Genomic DNA, 14292 nt, shown 5'->3' on the forward strand with positions numbered 1-14292 from the left:
AATTTCCAAGTTATTTTAACCATGGTTCTGTTACTCTAGTTAGCATACCCGTCCAACATATATACCCACATGCGTTTAGGCCTTAATACTTTTCTTGTTAGCTCCGGATTTACCGATGCAGATCTACCTTTGATTCAGCAGTTCAAGTCTTATGGAGCTGAAGTCATCGAGCTCGCTATCGTAGAGCCGAGTGAGGTTACTGTCTCAAAACTGTCGGCAGCGTTGGAGGCAGCTGAAATGTCATGCCCTATCATCTGTGGCGCATTTCCTACTGGGCGCGACTTGCGTGGGAATACAGATGAAGTTGCGGCGACTGTGACCTATTTGAATGAGCTGATCGATCTGGCCGTTCGATTGGGATCAAAGATTGTATGTGGTCCGTTTTATTCGACAACCGGGCGTGCCGGGAGTCACACGGCTGAGGAACGTGAGCAGCAATTGGAGCAAATCGCGTCCGCGCTGAAGCCGATTTGTGATAAAGCGGAAGCTGTTGGAGTAACTTTAGCGATGGAGCCGCTCAATCGGTTTGAGACAGATTGTGTTAATACATTACATCAAGCGGTCGATTTAATTAACCGCGTAGGGAGTTCTGCCCTAAAAATACACATTGATACGTTTCACATGAATATTGAGGAGAACGACTCTGCTGCTGCGATTCTCGAGCACGCACACTATATCGGGCATGTGCATGCGAGTGCGAGTCATCGCGGGCTGTTGGGCCAGGATCATGTGGACTGGACCGGCGTGCTTTCTGCGTTACAGCGGATTGGTTATGACGGTGATATCGTGATCGAGAGCTTCTCTGAGGATAATCAAGTAATTGCGCGCGCAGCAGCGATCTGGCGTCCTTTATATAACAGTCCCGAGCAGTTGTCGGTTGAGGGCTTGAACTTTCTTCGAAATACTTGGCAACACATCACCTCAAAAAGCTGTCAGAGCACATAATATTTATGAAAGCGAAACAAACCCCTAATATTTTATTAAGTCTCATTCTTGGATTCTGTGGAGTGCAGGCTGCGTTTGCTGAAACAACTAAAGACATCATTTTTTTGGCAGGAAAGAAGAGCCACGGCTACGGGGCGCATGAGCACCGTGCGGGATCCATGTTACTGGCTCGCTGCTTCAACGAGAGCGGTCTCGATGTGAAAGCCAGTGTCGTCGATAATGGCGCTTGGCCTGAGACTGACGAAATGCCGGATGCGATCGTAATGTATTGCGATGGATTTAAGCGCCACATGGCAAAGGAGCATCAAGATGAAATTCAAACTTGGGTGGACGCTGGCGTTGGTGTGTCTTGCTTACATTTTGGAGTCGAAGTCGAGCCTGACGTGCTGGGGCAGCAGTTCCTAGATTGGATCGGTGGTTATTTTGAAATAGGTTGGTCAGTGAATCCACATTGGGATGCGGAGTTTACCGAATTCCCAGAGCACCCGATCACAAATGGCGTGGAGCCGTTTACAATTCGCGATGAGTGGTATTATCACATGCGCTTTCAACCAGACATGATGGGAGTGACTCCGATTCTGTCTGCTTTGCCGCCAGTAAGCACTTTGACCTCGCGTGCGAAAGATAAGAGGCGTGGTAGTAATCCTACGGTTATGGCTGAAGTGAGTGCTGGCCAGAAACAGCATGTGGCATGGGCTTACGAGCGCCCTGATGGTGGTCGTGGATTCGGATTTACGGGTGGGCATTTTCATAAGAACTGGCAGCAAGATGACTTCCGAAAGCTCGTGCTCAACGCAGTGCTCTGGACAGCGAAGGGCGACGTGCCAGAGGGCGGCGTGCCATCTCGCACACCGAGTGATGCTGAATTAGAGCTGAATCAAGATTATCCCAAACCTCAGAAGAAATAACTAAAACCCCCACTTTATTATGTTACGAAAAATTACCCTATATCTCGTTGTGCTACTCGCAGCGTTGTCGCTGTGCAGCACTGCATCTGCGAAACCGAAAAAGGCAAAAGGCCCGATTATCAAGGCACTACTCATCACTGGCGGGTGCTGTCATGATTACGACGCACAGCGCGAAGTGATTCCCGCAAGTATTGACCTGAATTCCAAAATGAAAGTGGAGTGGACGGTTCTGCATCAACGCACCAGTGACGGCAGCTTTGAGTTAGACTTTTATAAGAACCCAGACTGGGCGAAGGGCTACGATGTGGTCGTTCATAACGAATGCTTCGCGAAGATCGGTGATCCCGAATATATTGAAAGTATTCTGAAACCGCACCGCGATGGCGTGCCGGCAGTGCTTGTTCACTGCACCATGCACTGCTACCGCGAGGGGCCGACGAAGGAGGAGTGGTTTAAGTTCTGTGGTGTGCATTCGCCAGGACATGGACCGAAGCATCCCTTCGAAGTGCAGATCACTGAGCCAGAGCATGAGGTGATGCAAGGCATGATCAATTGGACGACGCCGAACGGAGAACTCTATTATATTAATAAAATTTACCCAACGGCTACACCATTAGCTGAATCGAAGTCTAAAAAGACAGGTAAGATGAATACTAATATCTGGGTGAATGCCTATGGACCAAACAAGACCCGTGTGTTTGCCACTACGATTGGCCATCACAACGAAACCATGCTGCAGGCCGAGTATATGGAAATGATAACCCGCGGCTTCCTTTGGGCGGCCGGACAGTCTGTTTCCGAAAATATCCAATCTACTAAATAACAAAAACATATCCCACCAGTTATCATGAATAATTTCTCACGACGCGATTTTGTAAAAGCAGCAGCGGTGTCTGTCGCCGCAGTTTCCACTTTCAACATACTGGGTGCGCAAACTGTCAACGGTATCGGCACTCAAAAGGCGAAGGTCGGATTGATCGGTTGTGGCGGACGAGGCAAGGGGGCACTCGGGCAGTTCTTGCAGTCCTGTAAGATTCTCGGGATCGAGGTTGAAGTCGTAGCCGTCGCAGATGTTTTTGAGGATCGTGTCGATGGCACGATCAAACGATTCAAGATCGATGCTTCGAAGGGGTATTCAGGCTATGAATCCTATCGAAAGGTGACGGAGTCCGATGCCGAGTTTGTCATAATGGCGACACCTCCAAACTTTCGTCCGCAACATTTAGAAGCCTGTGTTGAAGCTGGGAAGCATTGCTTTATCGAAAAGCCCGTTGCAGTCGATCCTGTAGGTGCGCGTAAAGTGATCGCGCTTGGAGAGCTCGCCAAGGCGAAGGGGTTGACCATCATCGCAGGCACGCAGCGTCGATACGATGCGAGCTATCAGATGACGAAGGCGAAGATTGAAGCAGGTGCGATTGGCGATATTGTGGGCGGAGTCGTTTCGTGGAACGGCCAAGTGCCATGGATTTCTTCACGTAAACCAGATCAGAGTGATGCGCATTATATGACGCGCAACTGGCTGAACTTTACCGAGCTCTCTGGTGACCACATCGTTGAACAGCATGTGCATCAGCTCGATGTTGCGAATTGGTATGTCGGGCGCACGCCAGTCTCATTTACAGGCATGGGGGGGCGCGCGCGCCGCGAGACAGGCAACCAATTCGATTTCTTCAGTGTGGATGTCGATTACGGCGATGGCGTGCATATTCATAGTCAATGTCGTCAGATTGCGGGTTGCTATAATCGTGTTGGCGAGAGCTTTCGAGGCACTGAAGGGCAGACCATCGGCTCTAAAGTAAAGGGCAATGATGTGTCTGTGGCTGACATCAAACTAGAGTCTGGTGTGAGTCAGATCCAAGAGCATGTGGAATTAATTAAAAGTGCCCGAGGCTCAGGGACGCCGTTGAATTGCGCTCAAACCGTAGCGGAGTCGACGCTGTGTGCGATCGGTGGACGCATCTCTGCTTATACTGGGCAGTTAGTTCGTTGGGTGGATCTGGTCGCCAATCAAAAGTCTCCTTATTACGCGATGCAACTAGCTCCGAGTCCGATTGATTTCGAGCGTGGCACCGTCGTGATGCCAGCCGAAGTGGCTGCGATCCCTGGCAAAGAAATTAAGTTCCGTGATCGATAATTATTCATGAATTTTTTAGCCACTTCACTGTTCGCTTTCGCAGCACTCGTGATGTCGGCGAGTGCCGCGAAAAAGCCCAATATCATCGTTTTCCTAGTTGATGACATGGGGGTGATGGATACGTCAGTGCCGTTTCTTACGGACGATGCTGGCGACCCAGTGGTCTATCCGTTGAACGAATGGTATCGAACGCCGAGCATGGCGCGCCTTGCTGCTCAGGGCACCCGATTTAGCACCTTCTATGCGCAGAGTGTGTGCTCGCCGACACGGGCAACACTTATGACCGGGCAGAATGCCACACGTCACGCGACGACGCAGTGGATTCGACCGGAGGGAAATAATAAGGGTAAGTTTGGTCCTAGTGATTGGAATTGGTCTGGTTTGAAAAAGGCAGATGTGACCTTGCCACGCATCTTACAAGGGGAGGGCTATCGCACACTGTTTCTAGGTAAGGCACACTTTGGGCCGCTTGATTCAGAGGGTGCTGATCCTTTGAACCTTGGGTTCGATGTGAATATTGGTGGTGCTCCTTGGGGGCGTCCTAAAAGCTACTTGGCGAGTAATCATTATGGGAATCATCCTAAGTATGCAAAGAAGATGACACATAATGTGCCGTATTTAGAGGCTTACTATGATAGCGATATTTTTTTGACCGAGGCGTTGACGCTCGAAGCCAACAAAGAAATCACTAAGTCAGTCGAAGCAGAGGAACCGTTCTTCCTCTATATGTCACACTATGCGCTTCATTCGCCGTTTGAATCGGATACACGCTTTGCTGCGAACTACGCCGATTCAGATAAGCCGGCGCGGGCACAAGCATTTGCGACTTTAGTCGAGGGTATGGATAAATCGCTCGGCGACATCATGGATCACCTAGAGACGCTCGGCGTGGCAGAGGATACATTAATCTTTTTCTTGGGAGACAACGGCACTGATGCGCCGCTAGGCAGCTCACATGAAGTCGGATGTGCCGCTCCACTCAAAGGCAAAAAGGGCACGCACTACGAAGGCGGCATGCGTGTGCCTTTTATCGCTGCATGGGCAAAGCCTGATGCAGCGAATGCATGGCAGCAGCAATTGCCGATTGCTGCAGGGACGATCCAGACACAACTCGGCACGATCATGGATTTGTATCCCACAATTCTTGAAGTCGCAGGCGCGATGAACCCAGAGGAATATATCTACGATGGCTATGGACTAAAAACACTGCTCACGGGCGAGCGTGATAAGTCGCACCCCGATGCGTTTTTGATGCACTTCCCGCATGATCACCGCAGTAAGTATTTTACCAGCTATCGAAACGGCGATTGGAAGCTCGTCTATCACTACTATCCGAAAACGAACAAACAACAATCACACTACGAGCTGTTTAATTTAAAGGACGACTTCGCGGAGTCTACAAATCTCGCAAAGTCGAATCCTGAGAAGCTCAACGCAATGGTGAGGGCGATGGTCGCTCAGTTAGAGGCTGAAGAAGCCTTGTGTCCCGTCGATGCGAAGGGCAACGAGCTTCGGCCAGTAGTCCCTTCTATGTAGATCGAAATAATTGATAAAAAGAGTAGTTAGAAGTCAGAAGACAGGAGTTAGAAGCTGAATATCAGTGCTTTATGAAGAATCTTCGATTCGCCAAATTGGCGACAGGAAATGCTCTCGTAAGCGTTTCATTACCAAGGACTAACTTCTGACTCCTAACTCCTAACTTCTAACTCCTGAATCTAGGATAATTGATAAATCACATCACCCCACAAATATTATGAAGAAAATCGCATTGTCGCAAACAACCGCAACTCGCCGCGGCTTCATTCAGAAAAGTGCACTCGCTGGAGCAGGGCTGCTACTCATGCCTTCTGGCTCATTATTTGGTGCCGGTGCTGCCAGTAACCGCCTCAACATCGCGCTGATTGGTGCCTCCGGTCGCGCGAAAGCGCACTATGGAACGCTCAAGAGTGAGAACGTCGTCGCGATTTGTGAAGTGAACGATTTGAACCTGCCGGATGCGATGCGGCATTTTCCGAAAGCGAAGGTCTACAAGGATTGGCGCAAGTGCCTCGATCATCCAGGCATTGACGCGGTGCTGTGTTGCACCCCCGACCACCATCATGCTTTCATTTCGAATTGGGCGCTCAATCGTAACCTGCACGTTTATATGGAAAAACCACTCGGCATCACTGTCGAAGAGGCGCGCACCGTGCGAGCCACGTATCTCACTAAGAAGGATAAGCTCGCCACTCAAGTTGGCATGCAACGCCACGCATATGATAACTTCTCCCGCCTGCGTGAGATGATTCATGATGGAGCGATCGGAAACGTTAAGGATGTGCATGTGTGGGGTAATCGTCAGATTCCAAAGCCGGGTTATTTGCCAGGTGTCAGTCCGATTCCCTCGACCTTGAATTGGGATCTATGGCTCGGACCATCGCCGGAGCATCCGTTCAACCCTGAGTATGTGTCTAAGAATAACGGCTCCAACTGCCTGAATTGGAATATGTATTGGGACTTTGGCATTGGCCAGATGGGGGATATGGGCAGCCACACTATGGATCTTGTTTGGAATGCACTCGATGCCGACTTGCCAACCTCAGTTAAAGCAAGTTCTTCAGAGCCATTCAATCCCCAGGTGACACCGGTTAACCTGACGTCCACTTATATGTTTCCGAAGAACGACTGGCGTGGAGAAACGCGTGTCACTTGGTATCAAGGAGGCGCGATGCCTAAATCACCTTCTAGTTGGATCGATCTTAAGAAGATCGGCCACGGCGCGATGTTCAAGGGCGATAAGGGATTCATCATTGCTGACTTTAAGAATCGTTTACTCTACCCATCAGGTAAAGAAACCGACCTCACTTATTTTAAACCACGTAGCAAAGGCGAACTCACGCCACCTCTTGGGAATTTTCAAGCGCAGTGGACTGCAGCGTGTAAGAACGGCAAGCCCTCCGAGACTGCTTGTAACTTCGAATATAGTGCCAACATGATCGAGACCATGTGCCTCGGACTCGCGGCTTTCCGTGCGGGAGGTTCGCTCGACTATGATGCCGTGCGCGGGCAGTTTACTAACAATGCGGCAGCCAACCAATATCTGACCAAAGCATACCGTGCTGGTTGGACGATGAACGGCTAGAGCACCATTTTTAAAGTAGCTTCTTGATGTCTGGCACAGGGTAGGCGCGGTGTCCGCTCTCTAGGCGCTCGATGTATTTATCGGGCTTGGTGTCTTGCGGTTGCTCGTCGTCTTCGAACTCATCGTCTTCAATCGGAATAAGCTCATCAAAGTAGAGGGAGAGGCGGCGCGCTTCGGGCTCAAGCACTTCGAGCGGGTTCGCTACACGGCCTTTCTTAACCATGAGGAAGCGAGCGGGTGAAAACTGCTTATGATAGCCCATCTCGAACGCTCTGATCCACTTGTTATTTACATCTTCGCGGCGGTTGAGCAGGACGATGTCCGAAAAGTGAATGCAGGCGTCGAACCATGCTTGTGCGGCACTGTTTTCGGAGAGGAAGGCACAGTGCGTGACAGTGATGATACGACCGATCTGGCAGGTATTGTGATCCGTCCATGTTTTGACCGCTTCGGCTGCATCAGCGGGATCGCTGGTGCCGGGGGCGAGGAAGATGATTCGCTCTGGCGCGGCGTCGATCTTGCCATGGGTGACCTTGGCGTTGTCGAGCTTCCAGTCGACGATGCTGACATTGTCGAGTGCTTCGATTTGTTCGTCGAACGTGCAGTCGACTTCGCCTTCGGGGCGGAAGTAGAGCACTTGCTCTTTGGCGTCGACGCCGTCTTTGAGCAGGTCAAAGAGAACTTCGCGACGGCCGCTGCCGGGGATGCCTAGGATGAGATAAACGAGTGGTGCTGTCATCGAGATTTGAGAGCTGAGAGTGGAAACCTGAGAGCTGAGATTTGATAAGTGGCACAGACATTCTTGTCTGTTTTTCGGCGGACAGACAAGAATGTCTGTTTCACTTTGTTACTCTGCGCCGAAATCGAAGGATTGGCACTGTGCTTGGTAGCGCATCCAGTGGTCGACCACGACGAGCGCGGCCATGGATTCGACGATCGGCACGGCGCGTGGCACGACGCATGGGTCGTGGCGACCGCGCCCCATGAGTTCGGTTTCGTTGCCATCTTTATCAACAGTGCGTTGATTCTGGATGAGTGTGGCAGTTGGCTTGAACGCGACGCGGAAGATGACTTCTTCGCCGTTGCTGATGCCACCTTGAACGCCACCAGAGCGGTTCGTCTCGGTGCCCACCTTGCCGTCTTTATTGATGAAAATATCGTTGTGCTCGGAGCCGAGTTGAGTGGAGCCGTCGAAGCCGCTGCCGATTTCGAAGCCCTTGGTGGCTGGAATAGAGAGCATGGCCTTGGCCAAGTCTGCTTCGAGGCGGTCAAAGACTGGCACGCCAAGACCGACGGGAAGGTTGCGCACGCGACATTCGATGATGCCACCAACGGAGTCGCCGTCGTTACGGACGGCTTTGATCCGCTCGACCATTTTTTCAGCAGTCTCTGGGTGCGGGCAGCGCACAGGGCTGGCCTCAACTGCTTCGAGTGTCGGAAAGGCATCGCTGGCAGGCATTTCGATGTCGTGCACGCGGGTGATGTAGGCACGCACTTCGATATCGCCGGCTAGTTTGAGAATCTTCTTAGCAACGGCGCCAGCTGCAACGCGACCGATGGTCTCACGAGCCGAGGAGCGACCGCCGCCCTCGTGGTTACGGTGGCCGAACTTGGTCTGATACGTAAAGTCGGCGTGTGAGGGGCGGAATTTGTCCTTCATCTCCGTGTATGCGGAGGGGCGTTGATCACCGTTGGGCACGTAGATGCCGATCGGAGTGCCAGTGGTTTGGCCTTCGTAAACGCCGGAGACGATGGTAGCGGAGTCGCTCTCTTTACGCGGAGTCGTGATGTCGCTCTGGCCGGGGCGGCGACGGTCGAGCTCGAACTGAATCTCTTCGAGCGAGATCGGTAGGCGCGGCGGGCAGCCGTCGATGACGACGCCGATGCCGCCGCCGTGGCTCTCGCCCCAAGTTGAAATACGAAATAGTGTGCCGAAGGAATTACCCATGGTAGTCTAAGAAAAGTAGAAAGTGAAAAGTGGAAAGTGAAAAGAGACAGTCGCTTAGCGGTTGTCAGCAGTGGTGGAATGCAACGTGTGGTTGCGAGGAAGTCAATATTACGCCGACAAGGATGTGTTTCGCACGCACGACGCACTTTTTGCCGTGAAGCCGCTCCAAATTCTAGCAATCAAGGATCGGCAATTTAATTCGCTGAACACGGACATCAGGCTCGCCGTCAGTTAATGCGAATTTATCACGACACGCCTGAGTAAAACACCAGCCCTAGAGATTAGCGTAGACCAGCATCAATTAGCCATTTGCAGATCTGCTGGTTGATCAGTTCTGGAGCCATTCATATTCAGCAGTATCGTAGGCTCAAAGAAGTCACTCTGCTCTGCGTGTTCAGCGACTTAGGTGGTTCACCACGCATCCACAGCGCTTGCCCACCGCTAAATTTACGCTGAATCGACACGCAGTGCCGTGAGGGAAAGATAACATAATAGAATCTTGAAAGACATTTAATGGGGCTGAAAAGCATTGCACATACTATGTAGGGTTCATTTGTTGACTTATCTTAATTCCCATAAAGAGCACTCAGAGTGGGGATCTGCACCTGATCTACAGAAAATGAAAACTTTCAAATGGTCCATTCCTGAGCCACGTCTCTCGCAAGCTGAGAAACGTGATCACCTAGACTATGAACAAAACAGAAAAGAGAACGCGCGAAGCGCTCTTCGATCTGAGCATCCTCTTTACAAAGCAACGGCTCCATTATTGGTAGCCATCAACTGTGCCATTAGGCTCTCTTACACCACAGATTCAGTTGATCGGATCTCCTCGTATCTGCTAGGTTTCGCGGGGCTAGCACTAACGGCCTACTACATGATGAAGTTCTTTAAGATACAAAAGGTCGGCCAGATGGAGCACTCAACCAGATAATCCGCCCGAGTCGTTCGCCGCTTAGCTGTATCGCTTGACGATCTGTGTGAACTCGCGGAACTGCGGGTGCTCTGCGCTGCCAATGAGACTGTAGAAAATTGTTTCGGAAGGGAGCACGTGGGCATCCATTGAGAGGAGCTGCTTGAGGACGGGCTCGCGGTCTTCACAGCGACGTTCACTGATGCAATCCGAGAGCAGGGTGACTCCAACATTGTCGCCGAGGGCTTGAATGGCGGTCTGGTAGATACAGATCGAAGTCTCGATGCCGATGAGCAGCAAGTGATCGATTTGATTGCTCTCGATCCAGCGGTTGAGGCCTTCGGCTTCCATTGCAGAGAACGCGCTCTTATCAAAGACAGGCGTGTGTTCTGGTAGAATCTGCTTCAGCTCGGCAGTGGTGTTGCCTAGTTTTTCAGGGAGTTGCTCGGTGAGTGCGATTGAACAGCCGAGGAGTGACGCGGCTTCGACGGCAAAGCTGGTGCGCTTGAGGAGTCGTTCGCGGTCAGGCATCGCGTTGAGGAACGGATCCTGGAAATCAATAAGAAGAAGGCCTAGGTGTTGTGCTGGATTGGACATACTAGTGAGAACGTCGAACATTGAACGCTAAACGTCGAACATTGATTTTCGAAGAATGCGTTTTCTCGATCTAGTCACTCAGACCGGATCGGGCATGCGCTTACTATGCGCATAGGCCTTGCGCGCACGGATTTGGACGAAGGATTGATCTTCAAGAATATAGGCGGTCAGATGCCCTCCATAGGCACAGCCAGTATCGATGCCGATGGAGCCAGGGCGTTTGAATACTTTGGGGCGAGGTGTGTGGCCGTAAATGACAAATGGAGAGCCATGCCAGTGATCCGCCCAAGACGTTGCATTTGGGGCTTCCGAGCGCTTGGCTGCACGGCCGTTCTCATCGATCACTTGTATATGGGCGGTGATGTCGATGCTTTGTTCGTGCCAGATTTTGTTGGGTAGGAACCCGGCGTGCACAAATACAGTGTCGATTTCTGAGAGGTGGTGGCAGTTGGGAAGTGCCTCTAGGAAGGCCCAGTCAGATGTTGTTAGTTGAGCGAGTGTCGGAAAGTCGTAACTTTTTAATAACTCAGGGCTCATCTCGCGGCGAGATTGTAGTAGCCGCAACTCATGATTACCTAAGATCGCTTCGACCTAATATTCTTGGGCTAGCTGAATGACGTCGTGACTGTCAGGGCCTCGGTTCACTAGGTCACCTAGTTGAATGATGCGGTCGTGTTTTTGTGGCGCGAGGGTTTTGAGGAGTGCTTCAAATTCGAATGCGCAGCCGTGCACGTCTCCTATGGCGATGGTTCGAGGCATTAGCTAGATCGGGATCAAAGAGTCGTGAAACAGCGTCTCTCTGAGAAGGTGACGCTGCAACTAAAAATACAGTGTATGAATTGTGCTTTTGGTTGCATCGAATGGATTCTGGGGCAGAGTCTGCCCCTTTCATTGTTACTCTCATGGAATGGCACTTCAAAAGTATCGCACGTAAATCATCCCTCTCGCAGGCTCCTTTTCATCCAGGAGATCGTGTCGCGTGTTTGATTTTTAAAGATGTGGATGCGGGTGAAATGGGTCGCGCAGATGTGTTACCTGATGAAGTGGAGGCGTTTGACTTACCTGGTGAAATCCTAGGGCGTTGGACACGTGTGGTTAAAAATCCTGATGAAGAGGGTGTGAATGTTCGAGAAACGGTGGCATCAGCAGAGGACTTCTTTCTGTCGTTATATGAAAATGACACGGCAGACGCTGAAGCAGAGACGGATGCGTTGAAGCATTTACTAGCGCTGATGCTGGAGCGTAAGCGCGTGGTGCGCGCATTGGGCAAGCGCCAGACCGAAGGCACGCAACGCTATCGCCACGTGAAGACAAAACAAGAGCTGGACGTGCCAGTCGTAGAAATTTCAACGGGGCTGATGCTTAAAATCCAAGATACGCTCGGCGATATTATTTTATAATCACAACTGAATACCTATGATCCTACGCAAATACCTGACTCTGGTGAGTCTTCTGACATCTCTTTTTGTTTTGGCCGGCTGTTTGTCGAGTCTCGAAGGCTATAAGAATGAAATCGATAATATGCAGGTGCCACGCTTGATGATTGAGGCGCGCGGTATCGATTATAGCGGTGGTGGCGGTAACAAGGTGAGTCTTCCGGTGTCAGGCACACAAATCAAACTCGAGCGTGAGCCAGTTGTTGGTGAATACGATATTATTAATGTTGATATGGTGAAGGTCGATATGGGGTTGGCGCTGCTGATTCAGATCACTGATAAGGGTAGTCGAGAGCTTTATCGGCGTTCGGTAACGCACTCTGGAAGTCGTATTGTTTTGACGACAAACGGACAGCCGATCGGCGCGAGACGTTTAAATGGCACAATTGAAGACGGTCAGTTTTATACCTTTGTGGAGATTCCCGATGAAGAACTCGGCCAATTCGTTATCGACCTGAAGGCCAGTATCGCTGAGCTGCAGACGCATTATAAGTATTAATCGTAGCCATCCACTTTGTTATTTATGTATTTGAAATTTGTTCAATTACTGTCGCTAGGCGTGCTATTGTCACTCGCGCAAGCGACAGCCTTTGCTGGATTGATTTGGCCGACGCCTAATCCCGCGTTTCAAAACGGGCAATCGATTGAGACATTTATACAGCCCACCGCTTCAGGAGTGCCTGAGTCTGGCCTGTTTGGCTGTGTTCGTAATAGCGGCGGGCGCTTCCACGAAGGCCTGGATCTATATCCAGTTGAGCGCACTAGAAGTGGGGAGCCCGTTGACGCGGTCTACTCGGTTTTACCAGGGCGCGTGGTGTATGTAAACAAAACAGCCGGTTATAGTAGTTATGGGCGGTATGTCGTGGTGGAGCACGATCAAGAGATTCCAGCCTTTCATACATTATACGCGCACTTAGCGAGTGTCGGCGAGGGGATCAAGCTCGGAGCTCGCGTGGAGTCGGGCACCCAACTCGGTATTATGGGACGATCTGCGTCGTATTCGATTCCGCGCACACGAGCGCACTTGCACTTTGAAATTGGCTTTCGCCTGACGAATCAATTTCAGGGATGGTATGATCGACAGAAATACGGAAGTAAAAACAGACACGGCAATTGGAATGGTATGAATCTCGTCAGTCTTGATCCGTTAGATTTTTACGAAGCGGTTCGCCTCGGTAAGGTAAATAATGTGTATGAATATTTGAAAATCACTCCTGCGACTGCTCGTATCCGAGTGCAGATATCGGAGATTCCGGATTTCGTTAAAAATTTCCCGTCGCTGGTCACACGCCCTTTTGCGGGTAAACAAGTGGTGGCATGGGATATCGCGTTTACTCAGTATGGCGTGCCCAAGGAATGGACACCGCGCTTTGGTGATGAGGCGATCGGAGGCCGCCCCGGCGATGTAAAGGTATTGGCCTATAGCCCGACACTATTAGAAAAGCAGACCTGCCGCCGCGTATTAGACATCGTGGGCGACACGCCGAAAATTTCGTCAGGCACGTTGACCACGATCAAGAAGTTATTTGGGTTCAAGTAGTGTGTGGGAATGGCTGCCTCTGTGCTTGCCGCGTTCTACGCGGCCGCCATCGAGCCTTAGTTTAGAACCAAAGCACCAGCACAAAGCAAGACTAGGCGGAGCTCGTCGCTCCCGATTAGGGTTGAGCGAAAAAGTTACAAGTCGTGATGCACGCCAGTATCTCACTATTTCGACGTCTTAATCTCACTCTGACTCTTCTACGCGAATCGGTGGGTCTTCTATAGTAACGCTTCGATTATGATTACGATGAAGAGTAAGATTAACAGAGTCGTCGCTACGTCAGCAATTTAATAGGTCTGTGGTGAATGCCACGAACTTAAGGATCGCTGACGACAGTAGAAGCGTGCTTCCAGCCGCTTTCATACAGAGGTAGCGGCTGGAAGCCGCTTCTACACCTTGCGCACTGGCGAGATCGGGCAATTTTCTAGCTGCTGAGATGTGGGCATTAAAAAACCCTCAGTGCTTAAAGCGACCGAGGGTTTTAAATTGGCATCCCGTAGGGGATTGGTGCCTATCGGCATCGCTTCGCGACCAGCTTTCAACTGTCCCATCTTCAGTCGCTTTGCTCCTTCCGTCGACCCCCCGGGGCCTTCATCCCCTTTAGCATGTGGGCATTAAAAAACCCTCAGTGCTTAAAGCGACTGAGGGTTTTAAATTGGCATCCCGTAGGGGATTCGAACCCCTGTTGCCTGGATGAAAACCAGGTGTCCTAGACCGGGCTAGACGAACGGGACGTGATGCGAAGTCACGGAA

14 protein-coding genes and 1 tRNA gene are annotated in these 14292 nt (G+C 51.0%); 9 read left to right on the forward strand and 6 right to left on the reverse strand.

What is annotated here, in order from left to right; genetic code table 11:
- The first annotated feature begins 69 nt into the window (after positions 1-69).
- The 6 genes from GZZ87_RS12760 (at position 70) to GZZ87_RS12785 (ending at position 7108) form a co-directional block, all read left to right on the forward strand.
- A complete protein-coding gene (locus tag GZZ87_RS12760) occupies positions 70-945 on the forward strand; it encodes a sugar phosphate isomerase/epimerase family protein (RefSeq protein ID WP_162024975.1) in 876 nt (291 codons plus the stop codon).
- 5 nt (positions 946-950) lie between these two features.
- Entirely contained in the window at positions 951-1853 is a 903-nt protein-coding gene (locus GZZ87_RS12765) for a ThuA domain-containing protein (protein ID WP_162024974.1), read from the forward strand.
- A 19-nt stretch (positions 1854-1872) separates the two neighbouring features.
- Complete coding sequence (locus GZZ87_RS12770) at positions 1873-2676, forward strand: ThuA domain-containing protein (RefSeq protein ID WP_162024973.1); 804 nt, start codon at positions 1873-1875, stop codon at positions 2674-2676.
- 24 nt (positions 2677-2700) lie between these two features.
- Positions 2701-3987: a Gfo/Idh/MocA family oxidoreductase gene (locus tag GZZ87_RS12775; RefSeq protein WP_162025253.1), complete on the forward strand. Its 1287-nt coding sequence runs from the start codon at positions 2701-2703 to the stop codon at positions 3985-3987.
- A gap of 6 nt (positions 3988-3993) precedes the next feature.
- On the forward strand, positions 3994-5523 hold the full coding sequence (locus GZZ87_RS12780; protein ID WP_162024972.1) for a sulfatase: 1530 nt from the start codon (positions 3994-3996) through the stop codon (positions 5521-5523).
- Between the two features lie 217 nt (positions 5524-5740).
- A complete protein-coding gene (locus GZZ87_RS12785; RefSeq protein WP_244648096.1) occupies positions 5741-7108 on the forward strand; it encodes a Gfo/Idh/MocA family oxidoreductase in 1368 nt (455 codons plus the stop codon).
- Positions 7109-7118: 10 nt separating this feature from the next.
- Here GZZ87_RS12785 and GZZ87_RS12790 read toward each other — a convergent pair whose 3' ends face one another.
- The 5 genes from GZZ87_RS12790 to GZZ87_RS19765 form a co-directional block, all read right to left on the reverse strand.
- Positions 7119-7847 (reverse strand): hypothetical protein, encoded by a 729-nt coding sequence (locus tag GZZ87_RS12790; RefSeq protein ID WP_162024971.1) that lies wholly within the window; start codon positions 7845-7847, stop codon positions 7119-7121.
- Between the two features lie 108 nt (positions 7848-7955).
- Positions 7956-9056 (reverse strand): chorismate synthase, encoded by a 1101-nt coding sequence (gene aroC, locus GZZ87_RS12795; protein WP_162024970.1) that lies wholly within the window; start codon positions 9054-9056, stop codon positions 7956-7958.
- A 952-nt stretch (positions 9057-10008) separates the two neighbouring features.
- Positions 10009-10563, reverse strand: coding sequence for an isochorismatase family protein (locus tag GZZ87_RS12800; protein ID WP_162024969.1), 555 nt, complete (start codon positions 10561-10563; stop codon positions 10009-10011).
- Positions 10564-10641: 78 nt separating this feature from the next.
- Positions 10642-11100: a hypothetical protein gene (locus GZZ87_RS12805; protein ID WP_244648095.1), complete on the reverse strand. Its 459-nt coding sequence runs from the start codon at positions 11098-11100 to the stop codon at positions 10642-10644.
- 54 nt (positions 11101-11154) lie between these two features.
- Positions 11155-11322: a metallophosphoesterase gene (locus tag GZZ87_RS19765; RefSeq protein WP_244648094.1), complete on the reverse strand. Its 168-nt coding sequence runs from the start codon at positions 11320-11322 to the stop codon at positions 11155-11157.
- 143 nt (positions 11323-11465) lie between these two features.
- On the opposite strand from GZZ87_RS19765, the gene GZZ87_RS12810 reads away from it, so the two are divergent.
- From GZZ87_RS12810 to GZZ87_RS12820, 3 genes are read left to right on the forward strand one after another with little or no spacing between them, the layout of a single operon-like run.
- On the forward strand, positions 11466-11963 hold the full coding sequence (locus GZZ87_RS12810) for a hypothetical protein (protein WP_162024968.1): 498 nt from the start codon (positions 11466-11468) through the stop codon (positions 11961-11963).
- A gap of 16 nt (positions 11964-11979) precedes the next feature.
- Entirely contained in the window at positions 11980-12498 is a 519-nt protein-coding gene (locus GZZ87_RS12815; protein WP_162024967.1) for a hypothetical protein, read from the forward strand.
- Between the two features lie 24 nt (positions 12499-12522).
- The gene (locus GZZ87_RS12820) at positions 12523-13539 is read left to right on the forward strand and encodes a M23 family metallopeptidase (RefSeq protein ID WP_162024966.1); all 1017 of its coding nucleotides are present in this window, start codon (positions 12523-12525) and stop codon (positions 13537-13539) included.
- A 656-nt stretch (positions 13540-14195) separates the two neighbouring features.
- Here the strand turns inward: GZZ87_RS12820 and GZZ87_RS12825 are convergent.
- A tRNA-Glu gene (locus GZZ87_RS12825) sits at positions 14196-14273 on the reverse strand.
- Positions 14274-14292 lie beyond the last annotated feature (19 nt).

Origin of the sequence: Lentimonas sp. CC4, from assembly GCF_902728235.1 — a bacterium.
Taxonomy (GTDB): domain Bacteria; phylum Verrucomicrobiota; class Verrucomicrobiia; order Opitutales; family Coraliomargaritaceae; genus Lentimonas.